This is a genomic window from Pseudoalteromonas luteoviolacea DSM 6061 (genome assembly GCF_001625655.1).
GTDB classification, from domain to species: domain Bacteria; phylum Pseudomonadota; class Gammaproteobacteria; order Enterobacterales; family Alteromonadaceae; genus Pseudoalteromonas; species Pseudoalteromonas luteoviolacea.
Genome location: NZ_AUYB01000114.1, coordinates 84,686 through 104,266 on the forward strand (window position 1 = coordinate 84,686; position 19,581 = coordinate 104,266).

Annotated in this window: 19 protein-coding genes and 1 tRNA gene; 14 read left to right on the top strand and 6 right to left on the bottom strand. The window is 40.9% G+C overall.

The features are described 5' to 3' along the window. Window positions 1-22 precede the first annotated feature (22 nt). The 10 genes from hscA (at window position 23) to N475_RS16480 (ending at window position 9,775) form a co-directional block, all read left to right on the top strand. On the top strand, window positions 23-1,885 hold the full coding sequence (hscA, locus tag N475_RS16435; protein WP_063358840.1) for a Fe-S protein assembly chaperone HscA: 1,863 nt from the start codon (window positions 23-25) through the stop codon (window positions 1,883-1,885). Between the two features lies 1 nt (window position 1,886). Further along, window positions 1,887-2,225: an ISC system 2Fe-2S type ferredoxin gene (gene fdx, locus N475_RS16440; RefSeq protein ID WP_063358841.1), complete on the top strand. Its 339-nt coding sequence runs from the start codon at window positions 1,887-1,889 to the stop codon at window positions 2,223-2,225. Between the two features lie 68 nt (window positions 2,226-2,293). Next, complete coding sequence (locus tag N475_RS16445) at window positions 2,294-3,727, top strand: NAD-dependent succinate-semialdehyde dehydrogenase (protein WP_063358842.1); 1,434 nt, start codon at window positions 2,294-2,296, stop codon at window positions 3,725-3,727. A 138-nt stretch (window positions 3,728-3,865) separates the two neighbouring features. Beyond that, entirely contained in the window at window positions 3,866-4,753 is an 888-nt protein-coding gene (locus N475_RS16450; protein WP_063358843.1) for an NTP transferase domain-containing protein, read from the top strand. Window positions 4,754-4,796: 43 nt separating this feature from the next. Beyond that, the gene (locus tag N475_RS16455) at window positions 4,797-5,867 is read left to right on the top strand and encodes a phosphotransferase enzyme family protein (protein ID WP_063365605.1); all 1,071 of its coding nucleotides are present in this window, start codon (window positions 4,797-4,799) and stop codon (window positions 5,865-5,867) included. Window positions 5,868-6,064: 197 nt separating this feature from the next. After that, the gene (locus N475_RS16460) at window positions 6,065-7,438 is read left to right on the top strand and encodes a Gfo/Idh/MocA family protein (RefSeq protein ID WP_063365601.1); all 1,374 of its coding nucleotides are present in this window, start codon (window positions 6,065-6,067) and stop codon (window positions 7,436-7,438) included. A gap of 72 nt (window positions 7,439-7,510) precedes the next feature. After that, window positions 7,511-8,011 carry a hypothetical protein gene (locus tag N475_RS16465; RefSeq protein ID WP_063358845.1) on the top strand — a complete coding sequence of 167 codons (501 nt, stop codon included), beginning with the start codon at window positions 7,511-7,513 and terminating at the stop codon, window positions 8,009-8,011. Window positions 8,012-8,092: 81 nt separating this feature from the next. Beyond that, window positions 8,093-8,347: a YkoF family thiamine/hydroxymethylpyrimidine-binding protein gene (locus N475_RS16470; RefSeq protein ID WP_063358846.1), complete on the top strand. Its 255-nt coding sequence runs from the start codon at window positions 8,093-8,095 to the stop codon at window positions 8,345-8,347. Next, window positions 8,347-8,967 carry a nicotinamide riboside transporter PnuC gene (pnuC, locus tag N475_RS16475; protein WP_063365602.1) on the top strand — a complete coding sequence of 207 codons (621 nt, stop codon included), beginning with the start codon at window positions 8,347-8,349 and terminating at the stop codon, window positions 8,965-8,967. The genes N475_RS16470 and pnuC overlap by 1 nt, the downstream gene beginning before the upstream one ends. After that, complete coding sequence (locus tag N475_RS16480; protein ID WP_063358848.1) at window positions 8,954-9,775, top strand: phosphotransferase; 822 nt, start codon at window positions 8,954-8,956, stop codon at window positions 9,773-9,775. The genes pnuC and N475_RS16480 overlap by 14 nt, the downstream gene beginning before the upstream one ends. 25 nt (window positions 9,776-9,800) lie before the next feature. Here N475_RS16480 and N475_RS16485 read toward each other — a convergent pair whose 3' ends face one another. Continuing rightward, window positions 9,801-9,983: a helix-turn-helix domain-containing protein gene (locus tag N475_RS16485; protein WP_063358849.1), complete on the bottom strand. Its 183-nt coding sequence runs from the start codon at window positions 9,981-9,983 to the stop codon at window positions 9,801-9,803. A 210-nt stretch (window positions 9,984-10,193) separates the two neighbouring features. On the opposite strand from N475_RS16485, the gene N475_RS16490 reads away from it, so the two are divergent. Continuing rightward, a tRNA-Arg gene (locus N475_RS16490) sits at window positions 10,194-10,268 on the top strand. 29 nt (window positions 10,269-10,297) lie between these two features. Here the strand turns inward: N475_RS16490 and N475_RS16495 are convergent. The 3 genes from N475_RS16495 to recQ all read right to left on the bottom strand — a co-directional run bounded on the left by N475_RS16495 (window position 10,298) and on the right by recQ (window position 14,206). After that, window positions 10,298-11,998 (bottom strand): BamA/TamA family outer membrane protein, encoded by a 1,701-nt coding sequence (locus N475_RS16495; RefSeq protein WP_405127386.1) that lies wholly within the window; start codon window positions 11,996-11,998, stop codon window positions 10,298-10,300. Window positions 11,999-12,071: 73 nt separating this feature from the next. Next, a complete protein-coding gene (locus N475_RS16500) occupies window positions 12,072-12,371 on the bottom strand; it encodes a DUF3630 family protein (protein ID WP_063358850.1) in 300 nt (99 codons plus the stop codon). Window positions 12,372-12,382: 11 nt separating this feature from the next. Then, window positions 12,383-14,206: a DNA helicase RecQ gene (gene recQ, locus N475_RS16505; protein ID WP_405127385.1), complete on the bottom strand. Its 1,824-nt coding sequence runs from the start codon at window positions 14,204-14,206 to the stop codon at window positions 12,383-12,385. A gap of 276 nt (window positions 14,207-14,482) precedes the next feature. Between recQ and rarD the strand changes: the two genes are divergently transcribed. Further along, entirely contained in the window at window positions 14,483-15,391 is a 909-nt protein-coding gene (gene rarD, locus N475_RS16510) for an EamA family transporter RarD (RefSeq protein WP_063358851.1), read from the top strand. A 30-nt stretch (window positions 15,392-15,421) separates the two neighbouring features. Here rarD and N475_RS16515 read toward each other — a convergent pair whose 3' ends face one another. Next, window positions 15,422-16,657, bottom strand: coding sequence for a response regulator (locus N475_RS16515; RefSeq protein WP_063358852.1), 1,236 nt, complete (start codon window positions 16,655-16,657; stop codon window positions 15,422-15,424). Between the two features lie 148 nt (window positions 16,658-16,805). Beyond that, window positions 16,806-17,189 carry a MaoP family protein gene (locus tag N475_RS16520; protein WP_063358853.1) on the bottom strand — a complete coding sequence of 128 codons (384 nt, stop codon included), beginning with the start codon at window positions 17,187-17,189 and terminating at the stop codon, window positions 16,806-16,808. An 85-nt stretch (window positions 17,190-17,274) separates the two neighbouring features. Between N475_RS16520 and N475_RS16525 the strand changes: the two genes are divergently transcribed. Both N475_RS16525 and N475_RS16530 read left to right on the top strand, forming a co-directional pair. Continuing rightward, window positions 17,275-18,123 (top strand): LysR family transcriptional regulator, encoded by an 849-nt coding sequence (locus N475_RS16525; RefSeq protein ID WP_063358854.1) that lies wholly within the window; start codon window positions 17,275-17,277, stop codon window positions 18,121-18,123. 167 nt (window positions 18,124-18,290) lie between these two features. Beyond that, window positions 18,291-19,229 (top strand): porin, encoded by a 939-nt coding sequence (locus tag N475_RS16530; protein WP_063358855.1) that lies wholly within the window; start codon window positions 18,291-18,293, stop codon window positions 19,227-19,229. The last annotated feature ends 352 nt before the right edge of the window (window positions 19,230-19,581 follow it).

Below are 19,581 nucleotides of genomic sequence, written 5' to 3' on the forward strand. Positions count from 1 at the left end.
CTACTTAAGTTAAAAGAGTACTATGGCATTATTGCAAATTGCTGAGCCGGGGCAGAGCGCGGCACCACATGAACATAAACTCGCGATAGGTATCGACCTTGGAACCACAAACTCGTTGGTAGCTACGGTACAAAGCGGAGAAGCTAGAACTCTGCCAGATCTTAATGGTGAAGCGATGTTGCCTTCGGTGGTGCGTTATCACGCGGAGTCAGTTACCGTTGGTAAAGACGCTCAGTTGGCAGCAATCGAGGACCCGATTAATACACTTATCTCGGTAAAGCGATTTTTAGGCAAATCAATTGCTGAAATTGAAGCTAGATATCAACAATTGCCTTATGAGTTTACTGAACATCAAGGTGCTTTGGCTATCAATACAGTCGCTGGGCCTATCAACCCAATTCAAGCATCAGCGGAAATTTTGAAATCACTTTATCAAAGAGCGACAGAAAGCTTTGGCGGTGAAGAAATTGTTGGTAGTGTGATCACCGTACCTGCATACTTTGATGATGCTCAAAGACAAAGTACTAAAGATGCTGCTGAAATCGCAGGGTTAAAAGTACTGCGTTTGTTAAACGAGCCGACTGCTGCTGCGGTGGCCTATGGGCTTGACTCAGGTCAAGAAGGCGTTATTGCTGTATATGACCTGGGTGGTGGTACTTTTGATATCTCCATTTTGCGTTTGAATCAAGGTGTGTTTGAAGTGCTAGCCACTGGCGGTGATTCAAGTCTGGGAGGTGATGATTTTGATGCTTTATTAGTTGAGCATTTTAAGTCAGAACTAAATTTAAGTGACTTGACACCTCATGAATTACGTTTATTAATTCAAAAAGCAAAAGCCTGTAAAGAAGCGCTAAGTAGCTATGAAAAAGTAAATGTCAAACTACCACTGCGTGATGAAGAGCACGTGGTGACGGTAACCCAAGGGCAGTTTGCTGAGTTGGTGGAGCCGCTTGTTAAGCAAACTTTGAGAGCATGTCGCCGTGCATTAAAAGATGCTGAAGTAACAAAAGAAGAAGTACTTGAAGCTGTTATGGTTGGTGGCTCAACACGAATGCCTGTGATCAGAAAAGCTGTGGGTGAGTTCTTTGCTAAAGAACCGCTTACCTCTATCGACCCAGATCGTGTTGTGGCAATTGGTGCGGCCATACAGGCAGATATTTTGGCTGGTAACAAGCCGGATTCTGATATGCTTCTTTTGGACGTATTGCCACTCTCATTAGGACTCGAAACAATGGGTGGCTTGGTTGAGAAAATCATACCTCGCAATACCACGATCCCAGTTGCACGAGCGCAAGAATTTACAACGTTCAAAGATGGTCAAACAGCCATGTCACTGCATGTATTGCAGGGGGAAAGAGAATTAGTCGATGACTGTCGTTCTCTAGCCAAGTTTAGTTTAAAAGGCATTCCAGCAATGGCTGCAGGTGCTGCACATATCAGAGTAACTTGTAAAGTTGATGCAGACGGCTTACTTAGTGTCTCAGCAACCGAAAAATCAACTGGTGTTCAGGCTGAAATTCAAGTCAAACCATCGTTTGGTTTGAGTGATGACCAAGTTGCACAGATGCTTAAAGACTCCATGAGCTTTGCCAAAGAAGATATGCAAGCGCGTATGTTAAAAGAGCAGCAAGTTGAGGCTTTGAGAGTTTTAGAGGCACTTGAAGCATCGCTTGAAACTGAGTCCCATTTACTTAACGAAGATGAATTAAAGGCCCTGCGTGCGGCAATGTCGATGTTGGATGACAAGCGATTAAATGCATCTGAGCCTGAAGAAATAAAGCAAGCTATTGAAGTGGTTGATGGTGCAAGTAGTGAATTTGCATCTCGCCGCATGGATGTATCAATCAAACAGGCACTGCAAGGTCAGTCAGTAGACGAGGTTTAAAATGCCACAAATTATCTTTTTACCCCATGAAGAGCTGTGCCCTGAGGGCGCTGCAATCGATGCAAAATCTGGTGATACAGTACTAGATGTTGCGTTAAAAAATGGCATCAGTATTCCTCACGCATGTGAAAAGTCATGTGCATGTACAACTTGCCACGTTGTGATCAGAGAAGGTTTTGACTCTTTAGAGGAAAGTGACGAGCTAGAAGATGATATGCTTGATAAAGCTTGGGGGTTAGAGCCTGAGTCACGTTTGGGCTGCCAAGCGATTATAAATGATGAAGACTTAGTTGTTGAGATCCCAAAATACAATCTTAATATTGTGAACGAAGAGCACTAATCGATATTTATTTTAAAAAAGGCTGTAGTTAACCACTACGGCCTTTTTTGTTTTGGAGCAATGGTATTATGTCTAGAGAAACATATACAGCACACTCAATTATTAATGGCCAACCTTACTGTGGTACAGGTACCTTGGAAGTGCTTTGCCCTGCGGATAATTCAGTGGTGGCATTGGTTACAGAAGCAGATACACAAGCAACCGAGTTAGCAATCCAAAGTGCAGAGAAATGTTTCAATGTACTCAAAAGCTCCACAGCAAAAAGCCGGGCCGACATTCTGTACCGCTGGTATCAGTTAATAATGGATAATCAGACACATTTGGCTGAATTGGTGACCTTGGAACAAGGTAAGCCGATTAAAGAGGCATTGGCTGAAGTGGTTTATGCCGCAGGGTATGTTAAATGGTTTGCTCAGGAAGCTGAGCGCGCCTATGGAGCTGTGATCCCGGCTCATACGCTAAATCACCAATTGACCACAGTTCAACAAGGCGTTGGTGTGGTTGTTGGTATTACGCCTTGGAATTTCCCCCTTGCAATGATCACGCGCAAAGTCGCACCAGCCTACGCAGCAGGATGCAGCTTTATTTTAAAACCATCAGAGCTCACACCACTCAGTGCTATTGAGCTTGCGAAACTTGCTTTGGAAGCTGGATTTGAAGACGGTGCGCTTCAGGTTCTTTTGACATCTAAGCCCCATGCGTTAGTGGCACAACTTAATAGTCATCGAGCCGTGCGTAAGTTGACTTTTACTGGTTCGACATCAGTGGGAAAGTTATTACTTGAACAAACGGCAAAATCAGCAATGCGCACCTCTTTAGAGTTGGGTGGAAACGCGCCATTTGTTGTTTTTGATAGTGCAGATTTAGAGGAAGCAATCGAAGGATTAATGATTGCTAAGTTTCGTAATGCGGGACAAACTTGTATTGCTGCAAACCGTATTTTTTTACACAGCAAAATAAAGTCGCAATTTATTAGCATGCTCAAGGAGCGGGTAAGCAACTTAACTATAGGTAGCACCCAAGATGCCGATATTGGTCCACTGATCACCATTTGTGCGAAGCAGAAGGCATTAGGTTTAGTTGCTGGGGCACTCAACCAAGGAGCTAAGTTGGTATACCAAGGTGAAGAATTGGAAGGGAATTTTATGTCACCGGTGATTTTGGAAGGTATAAAGCCCGACATGACCATTTTTGGGTCTGAGATCTTTGCGCCAGTTGTTTCGGTTATTGAGTTTGAAACAGAAGCGCAAGTAATTGATATGGCGAATAGCGTCGAAGTGGGCTTAGCAGCTTATATATACGCCACAGATATTGCGCAGATCCACCGGGTTTCTATGGGTCTCGATTTTGGAATGATTGGTATAAACGAGGGGGCTATTTCAAACCCGGCTGCGCCTTTTGGCGGAATGAAGCAATCAGGCTTAGGAAGAGAAGGTGGCGCACAAGGACTTAGCGAATACCTAGAGGTCAAATACCTTTGCCAACGTACTATCGTGAACTAAAGCGTTTCAACCCTCTAATATTCAAAAAATAAAATTGCAAAAATTGTATTTGGAACAATGCAATTTTTGCAATTACTTTAAATTTGTGAAAAAGCTAGGTAGACTCCTTGCTCTAAAGAAGTTGCTAGTGAACAAACAATGACGAATGCAATATTACCTACACTGGTCGTTTTAGCCGGTGGTTTAGGGACACGTTTTGGAGGTGGGAAGCAAATTGCTGAACTTCCAAAAATAGGTAAGACAATTATGGAACTCAGTATTATAGATGCACATAATGCTGGCATTAGGCATGTGGTGTTAGTTGTCAATAAAAACGTACGGCCAATTATAGAGTCCAGAATATTACCCAGATTACCTGCAAACTTAAGTGTAGAGCTGGTTAATCAATCTGTAGATGAAGTGCCAAGTCGCTTTGCCTCACTTGCTGCCCAACGCCAGAAGCCTTGGGGTACAGGACATGCCCTTTTATGTGCAAAGCCTTATGTACCAAACAATGCTGTTGTAATTACCGCCGACGACTATTATGGACCTCATGCATATGTTCAATTAGTTGAACATTTTTGTAAAGAAGATCATGACACTAGCAAAATGGCAATAGTAGCCTATCCTTTAAGACTGACAATGTCTGATGTGGGTGGAGTCAACAGAGGTATATGTACTGTATCAAATCATAACCTCTCTTCGGTCCAAGAATATACAGACATTAAATGCGCTGAAAATGGTTTTATTGGAGTACATGGTACACAGTTAAAACAAATCGATGAAAGCGTACTCGTATCCATGACATGTTGGGGTATTACTAAACCATTGTTCACACATTTGGAGCAGCAGTTTGAGCGCTTTTTAGAATGCCATGACAGCGATGTCAAAAAAGAGTATTATCTACCCGATTGCATTCAGCATATGATTAATTTAGAGCAAGCTATCGTGCGTGTGTACCCTGCACGCGATAGATGGTTTGGTGTTACCTATAAAGAAGAAATAGACAGTGTCGCAGGAAAAATACATGAACTACGTCACGGATGAATTAGCCGCAAGTTTAATTACTACACCCATTTACAAGGTAAGTATGGAATATCGTTCTATCGCTGAACATTTGGCTGAGCAGTATGGCCTGTCAGGTGAAGAGATCTCAATGAAACCCATTGGAAGTGGGCATATAAACACAACTATGCTATTGACGGATGGAAGTCGCTCATTAGTCGTTCAGAAATTAAATACCATTGTGTTTCCCAATCCAGAGCATTTAGTCGACAATGCTCGTTTAATTGAGCAGCACCTTGTATCAAAATCGCAGGTAGGTTTGTATGGTTTGGGGATCATAAAGCATGTTGCCACGACATGTGATAACTACCTAGTAGAATATCAAGGTGAAGTATGGCGTGCACTTGAGTTTATCGGCAAAAGCTACAGCGAGGATGTAGTTGATTGTGCAATAAAAGCGCAGACTGCAGCTGGCGCTTTTGGTGGATTTGCAAACGCGCTAAACGATTTTGACGCCAAGCGCCTTAATACGGTAATTCCTGACTTTCACAATTTGGGAATGAGGATTGAAAAGCTAGAACAATTGATAGCGAATGACCCTCATGGGCGCAGCAAATCATGCGTTGATGAAATAGCATTTTGCCAGTCTCAATTTGCGCTTGCACAAGAAGTGAAAGCAGTTGAAGCTACTTTACCTCTGCGCGTTTGCCACAACGATACAAAAATTAATAACATGCTTTTTAACTCTGAAACGGATAAAGCAAGAGCAGTTATTGATCTTGATACGTGTATGCCAGGTTACTGGTTGTATGACTTCGGCGATATGGTCAGAACCTTTTGCTCACCAGAGCAAGAAGACTCAACGAATTTGAGCAATGTGGTTGTCCGCATTGATATTTTTGAAGCGATTGTTAATGGCTATATCTCCGCTGTTGCGGATAAGCTGACCGAGGCCGAAAAGCAAAGCTTCATTCTTGGTGCTAAAGTTATGCCCTTGATGATTGGAATTCGTTTTTTGACTGATTACTTAGACGGTGACAATTACTTCGCTGTGAAGCACGACTCACATAACCTTGAGCGCGCGAGAAATCAGTTTGCGCTGTACAAAGATATCGTAAATAAAGAAGCGCAATTAAGCGCTATCATAAATACATAAAAAAGCGCCTAGGCGCTTTTTTTTATGCGTTTAATCGCATCCTTTTGCTTTGCTAAGCAACCTTGTATAAGTTAGCGTGACAAACTCCTGCATTGTACTCGTTTTGTAGTGTCAAAGGCAGCGCTGTTTCATTTTGAATTCAAAGTCAAAGAACTAACAAACATCAATAAAAAAACAGACTTACTCTAGGAACAAAGATGACTCATATTAACAGAAGACACTTTTTAAAGGCGGCGGGTGCGGCGGCTGCCGCTAGCATGGTATCAGGATGCGCCCAGACGCAAGGTCAGAACCTATCGTATTCAGATAGTCAGGGAAAGTCTGTTATTGGCTTAGTAGCGCCTAAAATGGATGTTGTAAGAGTCGCGTTTATCGGTGTTGGGCAGCGCGGTTATGGGCATGTGAAACGCATGAGTCATATTGAGGGTGCTGAAATTGTCGCGTTATGTGATACGCATAACGAAGTTTTGGAACGTTCTGCTCAATACTTGATAGACAATGGGAAAACTAAGCCCGCCTTGTATGGCTCCCATGAGCTGGCATATCAGGATATGTTATCCAGAGATGATATTGATATTGTGATTATCTCTACTCCGTGGAAATGGCATGCACCAATGGCTATTGACACAATGAATAGTGGTAAACATGCTTTTGTAGAAGTGCCTTTAGCATTAACCGTCGAAGAGATGTGGCAGATTGTTGATACAGCTGAGCGCACTCAGAAAAACTGTATGATGATGGAGAATGTCAACTATGGACGAGATGAATTGATGGTGCTCAACATGGTTCGCCAAGGTATTTTTGGAGAGCTATTACATGGTGAAGCAGCATACATACACGAACTACGTTGGCAAATGAAGGAAATTGAGCACAAAACAGGTTCATGGAGAACGGAATGGCATACACGTCGAGATGGCAATTTGTATCCCACTCACGGTCTTGGCCCTGTATCTCAATATATGAATATCAATCGTGGTGATCGTTTTGATTACCTGACCTCTATGAGCTCTCCAGCATTGGGCAGAGCGGCTTATGCACGACGAGAGTTTGACTCGGAGCATCAACGTAACCAATTGAACTACATTTGTGGTGACATGAATACAACGATGATTAAGACGGTTAAAGGGCGTTCCATCGTGGTACAACATGATACGACAACACCAAGGCCTTACTCTCGTCACAACTTGATTCAAGGTACGAATGGGGTATTTGCTGGCTTCCCTAACCGTATTGCGTTAGAAAATGGAGGCAGAGGCTCTTTCCATGATTGGGATGAAGATATGAGCTATTGGTATGGTAAATATGATCATCCATTGTGGGTCAAAATGGGTAAAGAAGCTGAACGCAATGGCGGTCATGGTGGTATGGACTTTTTAATGTTTTGGCGCATGATTTATTGCTTGAGAAATGGTGAGCCGTTAGATCAAGATGTCTATGATGGCGCCGCATGGTCTGTAATATCTCCATTATCAGCACAATCTGTGGCTAACAGAAGTGAATCAGTTTCTATTCCTGACTTTACAAGAGGGCAATGGCAAACGGCTACGCCACTCGGCATTGTTGGAGCTTAATAAAAAAAGCGCCTTTTAGGCGCTTTTTTTATGTTTAAATAGAGCTAAGAATATTTAGTTCGGGATCTTAATATGCTAAAAAATATCTATTTATGCTTGCTAGCTATACTATTTAGTGGCTGCAATAGTGTCTCACAGAAAGAGCCGCCGTCAGAGCTATCAGTCCTCGTTGAGCAGTACATTAAAACTTATCAAGCGAGAGACAATTTCAAACAATTTCTCACTTACTATGATGACCATGTCGTTTTGGAAGATATGCTTTACGGTGTAAAAGTGACCAATAAGAAAGCGTTCTCAGAGTTCTTTGATTGGGGAGCTGGAAGCTTTAAGGTGTTAGATGGTAAGCGCACTTTTGACGTTTCACAGATAATCGTTGACCAAAAGCAGCGCACAGTAGTTTTATCGGGAGAGTTTAATCCCTTCTCTTACAACGAGCAAAAACTTGGGCCTTGGCGGTTTACGACAATATTACAGTTTAACCAAGCGGGGTTGATTTCATACCAACAAGACTGGATAAACTATTTCCCAAGATCATTTATTGGTGAAGCAAAAAACCTAAATGTAGTTCCCTGATGTAAGTTATTTTGCCCAATTAGGGGCTTAGCATGTAAACTGCTGAGCAAATTGACGCTGTTATCACACTGAGGAAAAAGTATGCAGCTTTCTGTCGAAATTAGTAAGTACCCACTAAATTCAGATTACATCCCATTTATAAAGTCATTTATTGAAAGGTTGAATACTTACAGCGAACTGACAGTGATTACAAACACGATGTCTACGCAAATTTTTGGCGAATATGATTTAGTAATGAGTGTACTGCAAAATGAAATGAAGGCGTCTTACGAGCAATTTGGTAAGAGTGTTTTTGTATGTAAGTTTATATCTGGCGATCTATCACCTGAGGCGTAATGGAACTGATCTACGAAACGCTTGCAGGATTCACTGCAATGTCGAGCTGGGAATATTTAGCTGTTGTTTTATCAATGGCTTATTTATTACTGGCTATTAAAGAAAACATTTGGTGTTGGCCGGCTGCATTTTTCAGCACGTTTATCTATACAATTATGTATTGGAATGGTGCGTTGCTTATGGAGTCGTTTCTACACTTCTACTATTTAGCGATGGCTTTTGTTGGATGGTGGATGTGGCGTTCGGGCAAAAAGAATGAAGAGTCCAAGATAATATCTTGGTCACTCAATCGACACTTGCTGATCATTGTTGCAACTGCCTGTGTTGCCCTCATCATGGGGTATATTACAGATACCTACACACATGCGGATTTACCTTTCCTAGATAGTATGACAACTTGTTTTGCTATTGTGACGACATACTTAGTTGCCAAAAAGGTTTTAGAAAACTGGCTTTATTGGATACTGATAGACGCTACATCAATGTATTTGTATTACTTGAAAGGGTATTACCCAACATTAGCACTTTATGTCTTCTACACGGTTATGGCGTGCTGGGGTTACAAAAAGTGGTATGAAGAATACAATAAAAAAGAAGGCAAGCCTCTTGGCGAACTCTGAATTGGCGAATATATATGAGATTTTGCACAGGCTATATCCAAATCAAGTAGTCAGTAATGTCCGTAAGCTCGAGAAAGGGTTAAGCAATCAAAACTATTACTTCGAGCATGCTGGAGTTAAAAAGTTACTGAAATTATTCTCTGGGCCGATTCCAGTTGATGCTTTGCAAGTTCAAGCGCAACTTGCAAAGCAATCGCAAGCACAGCATGTCTTACACATTGATGAGCAAAGAAAGCTTATTGTTTTAGAATATCTTACGGAGAAACCAGGTGAAGTGAATATTTCTCCAGAGCTTGTTCGAGCCCTGGTTCATATTCATCAAAGTAAATCACCCAATAATTCCGAGCTAGATTTAGCTACCCATCTTAAAGAAGCCGCTATTTTTTTAAAACAAGAGCACTTAGCAAAGAGCCTGATTACTGCGTTAACTCAGTGGGCGAGAGATGTAAGGTATTGCCACAACGACCTAGTAAAAGACAATGTGATAGAAACGGAGCTTGGTATCTATTTTATTGACTTTGAATATGCGCAATACAATGACTTGTACTTCGATTTGGCGGCTTTATGTTGTTCGTTTTCACTAACTAAAATCGAACAGCGAGTGTTACTTTTAAGCTATTACGAAGCGCAAAATAAAGCGCTTCCATACTATGGTGAAGATAAGCTTGAAGTATACATCGGTTGTTACCTTATTCTGAGCATTGCTTGGTATCAGCAACGCCAACAAACACGACACTGTGAACAGCTAAAAGAGCAGTTTAAACTGTGGCTAGAATCAAATAGAAGGGTGTTGCCTCGCGAGTCTTAAACTTCAGCGAGGCTTAATATGAAGGTTAAATACCGCCCAGCCTCTTAGCTAGTTCTTTATATTTTTCGACATCATCCTTGTCAAAGATCGGTTGGCCATTTTCATCATGGTCTTTTGCAATTAATAGGTTCTCTCTTGCAAGCCGTCTTACACGCTCCACTTTTACACTTAAAAACTCTGCAACTTGCTCAGTGGTCATAGGGGTCATAATACAAATCCTCTAGATGATGTTAGGTAGCTTAGCTACTAAAATCGATTTACGTTTATTATTGTTAAACTCTAAGCATAGCTAAATATATGAGAATTAGTCCAATTGAATATGTTTTTTAATAATTAGTTTAAATAATAGACATACGAGTTAGGCTAGGCTGGTATTTCGATAAAGATATGATTATCATGAAGCTGCGTTAAATGCTGTGCTCTCGTGGTGAAATGGATATCACGTGGCTCTCCGGAAGCTAAGTTACAGGTTCGATCCCTGTCGAGAGCGCCAGTATTCATATCTACATGCTCTTCTTATGTTTAGAAACGGTTCTTCACCGTAAAGTGCCATTGAACAGAATCAACTTTATCAGGCTTGTTGATGGGAGCTGCAAGATCTAAGTGTAGTACGAGTCCTGAATTGGCTCGACTAGGTGCCATTCTTAATCCAAACCCTACGTTTTTATAAAACTTACTATTCTCAACAAAAAGCGCTTTGCCATCGACTCTCCCAATATCAAAATAGGCAGCACCTCCAACTTTAAATAGCTGTAACAGATCGTATTCCCAATAGTAGCGCTTTTCGAGATTCAGTACGATGCGTCTTTCACCTTGGAGGTAACGAGCAGGGAAGCCCCTTAACCCCGTTTCCCCGCCAAGTGTCAGTTGTTTATCTGGAGTTAAATGCTTGCCATGTGTGATGTTTAATTGGGCATACCAAGATTGCAAATCATGAGTATTTAAATAATATTCGAAATTCAATTGTGTGATGAGATTCTCAGCTTCACCTTTTTCTACATTCCAATTGCCATCAATAGAAAAAAGAAAGCGCGTTAAACTCTGCTCAGAGCTAAAGTGAGATTTACTCACTGTCGCATTCAATATCCAACGCGAGTCATCGTTAGAGATGGATTCATCGGAGTACCCTAGCGATGTATTTATATTCCAACCTAAATTGAGGTCTTCGGTACGATAAATTGAGTCAAAGTTTTTAACTTTGATAAATGCATCTTGAAACCATTGAGTTTGAACATAGGGGTAACTGAGTGACCTGTTTTGTGCAATCGGTAAAGTGGTTTCGCTAATTTTATTAAACGAATGTTCTTCATCTCTATAGCCAAATATAAACCGACGAGTCCAGCCGTCATCTAGCTGCTTTGCCATTCCAAAGTAGGCTTGAGATAACTCTGTTTCTTGTAAAAATTCCGATACAGTTTCGCCGTTTTCGTATAGAGGCTCAATGCGCTTGTCAGCGAAATTGAGTCCTCCGTAACTATAAGGTGTATTTGTAGAGAAAAATGGGTAATCAATGCCAATGTAGTGTCTTTCACCATCATCATTGTCTGAATACTCTAAGCGGCCTTGATATCGAGTTGAGAGAATATTAGGGTCGTCATATACAAAGAGGTAACCACTACGATCGGTATCATCAATATGCGTCAATGACAGTCGTTTACCCTGCCCAAACAAATTACTTTCTCTAAAGCCTATACGACTTGTATTCTCACCGCCGCTTCTGCTAAAGCTAATATCAGGTAGTAAAGTCCACAGGTCTCGTGTGACGACGGTGACGGCAATATTCCCATCGCAATCAGGTTCTGCAAATACTCTTGCATCATATAGGTAGGATTGCTTTCTAAGTAGCCGCTCAGACTCTTTCAAAAGTTTTGGATCATATTTACTATTTTCTTTGAACAACAAAATGCTTTTAATGACTTCGGGTTTGGTTGTAACGTGGGCGCGATTGGCAAACCTAAATAGTGCATTGTCTTCTTCAGGCAAAGATGTATCAAACACGTTGAGCTGATGTAGCGTTATAGATGTAATCTTGGCATTGTCTATTTGAGGTAGCACATACTCTGAACTGAGCTCTCTGGTAAAGTTTCCATCAGTAATCTCTGCCGGACGATCATTGTCACAACTGTTGAGCCATGAAGATTGATCCTGAGACCAAGCAAAAAAGGAGGTTCCAAAAATAAGGGGAGCTAAAAATACTAAAAAACAAACTCTCGCTAGCACCATATGCATGCCCAATACCGTTTTTATTATAATTAGTATGGCTTAATTTAGGCACACCTGCTTGGGTAAGTCTATATTATTGTTGTAAATTTGAACTAATATTGGCGTGCAAATCAGGCAATAATGCTGTTGCATCAATGCCTTCAGGTGAAATCCATATGCTTTCGCTATAGTATTCGTAATTGAGCTCGAAGGCTTGGCTGTGAAATTCGAAACGCCACTGATGTCGGTCTGCACCTTGATTAAATTCGATGGTATTGATGTCTTGCATCGCTAAGAAAACTTCGCCCCAGAGCTGAAAATCATCACTTTCAGGTAGTAGACTAGGGGTTACCAGTAGGATGTTTTGGTCTTCTATATGTGAGATTGTGGTCATATATATTCCGGTTATTCAGCTGCAAGGTAGTTGCGGATCAATTGCATGAATGGGGCACCATATTTAGTTAGTTTAGTAAAGCCAACACCTGAAACCTTTAGAAACTCACTGTCGTTGGTAGGAGTCTGCTGAGCCATTTCTGCTAATGTTTTGTCATTAAATACAACATAAGGCGGAACATCATCTTGATCTGCAAGCTCTTTTCTGAGACTACGCAGTTTTGCAAACAGCTTCCTGTCGTAATTAAATTGAGCGAGTTTATCTTGATAAACATGGCTAGCTTGCAATCTAGGCTCAGCCAGATTCAATACATATTCACCTTTTAGGACTGCACGAGCTGCCTCTGTGAGCCTTAGGGTTGCTCCTTGTGTAATATCTTGGGCTAACAAACCATGGTGTATTAATTGGCGTAACACGCTTAACCAATACTCATTACTGTGTTCTTTACCAATTCCATAAGTACTGAGCTCATGATGTTGGTTGTCTCTGATTCGGGCAGTGTTTGCGCCGCGCAGTAAATCTACGATGTAGCCTAAACCAAAACGCTGTTGAGCCCGGTAGACACAGGACAATGCTTGTTGAGCTACAATCGTTGCATCAAAACTTTTGGGGGGGTTAAGGCAGATATCACAGTTGCCACAAGGTTCTCTTTGATACTCACTAAAATAGTTGAGCAGTATTTGTCGGCGACAGGTTTGCGCTTCAGCAAAATTTGCCATTGCGTTAAACCGCTGCTGTTCTACCTTTCTGCGTTGTTCGTCGGGAATATCTTCAAAGAACCTTCTTACTCTACCAATATCAGCAGGGTCAAAATACATAATAGCCTCTGCTGCGAGACCATCACGACCTGCGCGCCCTGTTTCCTGATAGTATGCTTCGATACTTTTTGGTATATCGTAATGTAAGACAAAGCGAACGTTAGGTTTGTTGATGCCCATGCCAAATGCAACAGTTGCAACGACGATTTGAACATCATCACGTGCGAATGCATTTTGCACAAACTGTCGTTGCTCGCTTTCCATACCTGCGTGATATGCCGCTGCATTAAACCCACCATCAGCTAATTTCTCCGCTATTTCATCGACTCTGCGGCGACTTGAGCAGTAAATAATACCGCTTTGCCCTTTTTGCGTTTTTAAATACCGCATAAGTTGTGAAAGCGGTTTGAACTTCTCTTCAATGGTGTAACGTATATTTGGTCTGTCAAAGCTACCGGTATGAATAAACGGTTCAACTAGGCCGAGCTGGGTTACGATATCTGTGCGAGTTGCCATATCAGCAGTAGCGGTCAGTGCCATTGTTGGAACATGTGGAAACGCATGTTTAAGTTCATTTAAACGACAATAATGCGGGCGGAAATCATGCCCCCAATGGGAAACACAGTGTGCTTCATCGATAGCAAATAGTGAAAGAGGTAAAGTATTTAAGCGATCTAGAAAATCTCGCTGCAGCACTTTTTCGGGAGCGACGTAAAGCAGTTTTATTTCACCCTGGTGTAGGCGCTGATAAATGCTTTGCTGTTGCTGCCAATCAATACTGTTGTTTACAAATTCAGCTGAAATGCCTTGGGCTTGTAGCTGTGCTACCTGATCTTGCATTAAAGATATGAGCGGTGAAATAACAATGGTGACGCCAGAGAGCATAAGTGCTGGTACTTGATAGCAAAGAGATTTACCTCCACCTGTTGGTAATAAAACTAAGCTATCACGCCCACTAAGACATGCTTCGATTGTATCTAGTTGGCCAGCTCTAAAGCTTGTATAACCAAAATATTCTTTTAATACAGATTGGGGAGTCAATGGTTCTTGAGTCGCGAGTGTTTCCATTGCGCGCATTCTAGAGGTTTTTGGTCAAATTGTCTTCCTTTAAAACGTAATCTTTAGGCTGGCAACTATGAGCTAGGTTGTCATTATTTGTGCGCTACAGAGATACATAAAAATAAAGTGATGGGTCTGAGCTCATAAAGAGGAGAGCTGTTGGCATGTTAACGATACGCACTGTAAACAAAATAGACCCTTTATTATTGCCTAATTTGCATTGCCATGGTGGTACATTATTAATTCTGTATAATGCTGCCTTCTTCACGAATGGGTGATAAATAGGGGAGTGAAATGACAACAGATTCTAGCGTGCGGCAAGGCTATTTATATGCAACGCTTGCGTTTATTATGTGGGGCTTGGCGCCTATCTACTTTAAGTCAATAGAGCATGTAGATGCGCTAGAAATACTAGTACATCGAGTCATTTGGTCAGTTGTATTTATATTCATTGTGATCACGGTACGAAAAAACTGGCATACAGTACGTAAAGTACTAGGGAATCCCAAATTGGTAATGATGCTGGTAGTCACCGCTTTATTACTGGGTTTTAATTGGGGGCTATTCATTTGGGCTGTCAACAATGGCTATATGTTGGATGCAAGCCTTGGCTATTACATAAACCCTTTATTGAATGTTTTTTTAGGCATGCTGTTTTTGTCTGAAAAGCTTAGATTCGGACAAAAGGTGGCAGTATTACTGGCCTCTACCGGGGTTATTATACAATTGATTAGCTTTGGCTCATTTCCATATATTGCGATGTCTTTAGCGTGCTCATTTGCTATTTATGGTTTATTGAGGAAAAAGATGGCCGTAGATTCCCTGCCTGGCATATTTATAGAGTCACTTATTCTCCTACCAATAGCATTAGTGTACTGGTTTTTCCTTGAACCGAGTTTAACGAGTAATATGTTGGGGAATACGTGGGATCTTAACCTATTGCTTATTGCGGCGGGCATTGTAACTACGTTGCCATTGTTAAGCTTTACTGGGGCTGCAAAAAGACTTCCGTATTCAACTCTCGGCTTTTTTCAATATATCGGTCCGAGCTTAATGTTCACACTTGCGGTGGTATTTTACGGTGAAGAATTTGATGTGGAACGAGCGGTGACATTTGCTTTTATCTGGGGCGCGTTGCTCTTATTCACTCTAGATTCTTTAAAAGCCAGTAAAACGAAAAGAGTTGCAGCCACACAAGGCTAATGCCAATCAGTTTTTGTTGCCTCTTAAAAGTTAAGAGGCAATTTGATTCCTGCCTGACTCTTTAGCCGTGTAAAGGTTTTCGTCGGCAATTTTAATCAAAGGGTCAATACTCTCTATGGTTTTATCGACTACTCCTATAGAGACTGTAAATGGGATATGGTAAGGCGTAAGTGAACTGCTATTCTTTTCAAGGAAAAGTCTAAACTGTTCAAGTTGAGCCATATTGTCTGTGCTACTTGCTGAGCGAAATAGCACTGCAAATTCTTCACCACCAAGCCTTGCGTATAAGTCATGTTGAAAAAACTTCTCGAAACATTCGCCAATAGACTGTAGCACCTTGTCTCCGGCGTCATGCCCATGCTGATCATTAATCTTCTTAAAAAAGTCTATATCAATCATAGCAAGCATACTGGATTGATTTTGTCTGCTATTAATTGCGAGCAATTTACTTGCATGTTCGAAAAAATAACGCCGATTGGGTAGTTGAGTTAAGTAATCGGTATTTGCTTGTCTTCTTATTGTTGCAATGTTTTCTAACATGTCCACGTTTTGGCTCAAACGACAATAAAACTCTTCTGGGTTGAATGGTTTTCGTAAGTAGTCATTGGCGCCGCTTTTTAGAAAGCGCGCAGACAAATAAGCGTTGTTAGTGCCAGAGATACCAATAATTGCTTTGTCATCGTTACTATAAAGTCGACGGATCTCTGCGCATAGCTCTTCTCCTCGCATCCGAGGCATCTCATTGTCGGTGATAATGACATCAATATCAGGGTTTTGATTGAGGGTTTCTAATGCCTCGACTCCGTCTCCTGCCACATAGACTTGATATTTATGTCTTTCCAATAATGAGCTAATGTGTCTTCTGGTTGCCGCTGAATCGTCAACAACCAAGACTTTAACCTGCTCGTTTCGAGGTAACCTCTGCAATTGCTTTTTAAGGTATTGGTAAGCTTGTTTGTTTTCTTTGGTAATGTAATCAATGACAGGGTACTTATCGACAGTATCACGGGTACTTGACTCTAAATTCCCGGTCATAACTATCGTTGGAATGTTGGCTTTCACTGTGTAAGGAATGGCTTCGCCGTTAGAGGCATCAGGTAATACAAAGTCAACAACTGCACAAAAATAATCGTGATCGTTGATTAGCCTTTTTGCACTTTCCAAAGTCGTCGCTACATCAACATCGTAGCCTACTGAACTTGCAATGTGTTTTTGGACTTTTGCAATAGTCGGAGTGTCTTCAATTATCAGCACTTTTCTTAACACATGCACAACCTTAACAGTCTTTTATTACTTCAGTTTTAACTGAAAGCGGAAAAAAAGCAATGAAGAAAATAAGATTCACACGGGGAAGTCTATGATAATTTCGTTACTTCCCCACATTGACACCCAGAATAACAAATATATGGCTCTACTAATTAGGCGCTTCAGCTACTGATAATTCCTCATTGCTTTTAGTTGACTCGTAGTGTGAAGGCGGCTTTACTTGGCTGCTTAAAGTGTGAATACGGTGTTTTTGAGTCGTGAGTGAAAGATATTTACACCAAATTTTTTCTATTCTATTTGCTGGTGGCCGCTTATGTTTAAGCATGTCTACAAATTGTTGTTGGTAGGTATTCACCGGTGCAAACTTTTCATCGTTGAGTCCTTTGAGCAAGTGCCCATGTTGCTGTAATAAATCAGACTCTAATAAAGTGAAGTGACCACTTCTGGAAAATCCCTGTGGAAAGTTCAAATCATCGTAAAATGACTTGGATGCAGTAAAAGCTTCTTTTAATTCCGCTATATTCATATCCATGATGTTTCCCTCGCATCGTTTGCAACGAGTATGGACTATTCTTTTGGCTTTTTTAAACGAGATTTTTTAATCAAAAGGTGGGGTAATGGACAAGGAACTATTAAAAACTTTTGTCGAAGTTTCGAAAACTCGCCATTTCGGACGCGCCGCCGAAAATTTATATATAACTCAGTCAGCTGTTAGTTTTCGCATTCGACAACTAGAGCAGCATTTGGGCGTGAGTTTATTTACAAGGCAAAGGAATAATATTCAACTGACAGCACCCGGCGAGAGGTTGTTACCTCATGCGCAAATGTTATTGACCGGTATGCAAAGAGCAAGGTTAGATGTTGCTCTTGCTAATAATATGCGTCAGCAGCTTTCTTTAGCTGGAACGCCGAATATTTGGGATGCGTATTTGCAATTCGGTATTAATCAGATTGTCTCGTCTATGCCGGGGGTCTCATTAGTAGCCGAAGTGAAAACTCAGCAAGAGAGTACTCGGTTGCTTTTAGAGCGCACATTGGACCTTGCTGTATTGTTTGATCCACCAAAAGTAGATGAATTAATAGTTAGACAAGTTAAAAATTTGTCTATAATTCCAGTCAGTACCTTTAACACCAAGAGTAAGGATGATTTTTTTGGCAAGCAGTATGTGTATGTTGATTGGGGAACCGCGTTTTCGTTATGGCATGCTAAGCAGTTTGAAGGAGCCGCTCCCCCATATTTTCGTACCAGTACTGGGCGTATTGCATTAGAGCTGATTTTACAATGTGGTGGTTCTGCATATATACCCAAAATGTTGGCGACTGACCTGATAGAACAGCAAAAACTGTTTCATGTAGGCTCTGTTGAGCACAACTTTAGGGAAGTATATGTAGCTTATCATAGAGGTAATGATCAGTCAGATCACATAGAAACGATAGTAAACCTACTCGCATCTATGACTGACTGAAAAAGCAGATGCCTGTTTTATCTAAAGTTACCCATTTATGACACATGGCTGAATTTTCGGTTTCAATAAAATTTCATTTTTATTTTACGTGTAATATTTCTGTCACTTATAACTGGCAGACTGCGCCTGTCTAATAAATTACGTGTTGCGATATTGAGGAAATACACATGAAACTAACCAAATCAGCATTATTACTCTCTATTCTTAGTGGTCTATCTTTGAATGCTCATGCCGATGTTGATGTATATGGTAAAGCAAACCTATCAGTACAATCTTCTGATGAAGGTGATGGCTCTTTTACTGAAGTGAAAAGCAATGCTTCACGTTTCGGTTTCAAAGGTTCTGAAAAGCTAGATTCAGGGCTTGAAGTAATTTACAAATTAGAGTTCCAAGTCGACGTGTCAGACGCGGACTCAAAAGGTGATGATGACAACATTACTGCTCGTAATCAGTATGTTGGCTTAAAAGGCAAATATGGTGAAGTCGTTATCGGCCGTAACGATACTGCATTCAAGCAATCTCAAGGCAAAATTGACCTATTCAACGATCTTGAAGCAGATATCAAAAACATTTTTAAAGGGGAAAATCGTTTAGGCGATTCAATCTCGTTCAAATCAGCAAGTTTTAACGGATTCAAAGTACTCGGTACTTTCATCGCTGAAGATGCAACAGATGGCGAGAATGGTTACTCAGGTGCTGTAACTTATGGCGATGCTAAGCTGAAGAAGTCTAAATTCTATGTTTCTTTAGCTGGTGATAGCGAAGTTAAAGGCTATGATGCTTTGCGTGTAACAGGGCAATTCAAAGCAACTGATGACTTAAAATTAGGTGCAATGTATCAGAAGCAAGAGAAAGTAGATGGCACAGGCACTGCTGATGGCTTCTTATTAAACGCTGCATACAGCTTCGGTGCAAACACGGTTAAGCTTCAGTATCAAATGATTGACTTTGACGCAGCTGGTTCAAAAGATGTTGATGGAATTAGCATTGGTATTGATCATAAATTAGCTAAAGCTGCAAAGTTGTACGCATTCTATTCATCAGTTGATGAAGACAGCGGTACAGAAGAAGACTATTTAGGCCTAGGTATTGAATACAAGTTCTAATATTGACTTCTATTAAAGTATAGAATCAGGTTGATTGAGCCCTTCTTAAATAAGAAGGGCTTTTTTGTTTTACGATAGAAACCCCTGATAATGTCGGTTTTGTTCGCTATTTGTTCGCTATTTGTTCGGTTGTGGTATTTTTTCAATTTTATTTAAAAAAACGCTTGCGCCAATCTCAAATCTCCCTATAATGCGCACCCACTGACACGGAGCAACACGCTGAAAAGCAAGATGCAAAGTGAAGAGTAAAGTTAAATTGAAAGCTTAACTTTTTTCGAAAGAAAGAAAATTAAATTTTCTAGTTGACTTTAAAAGTGAAGCGGTTAATATGGCGCTCCACTTCGCAGCAAAG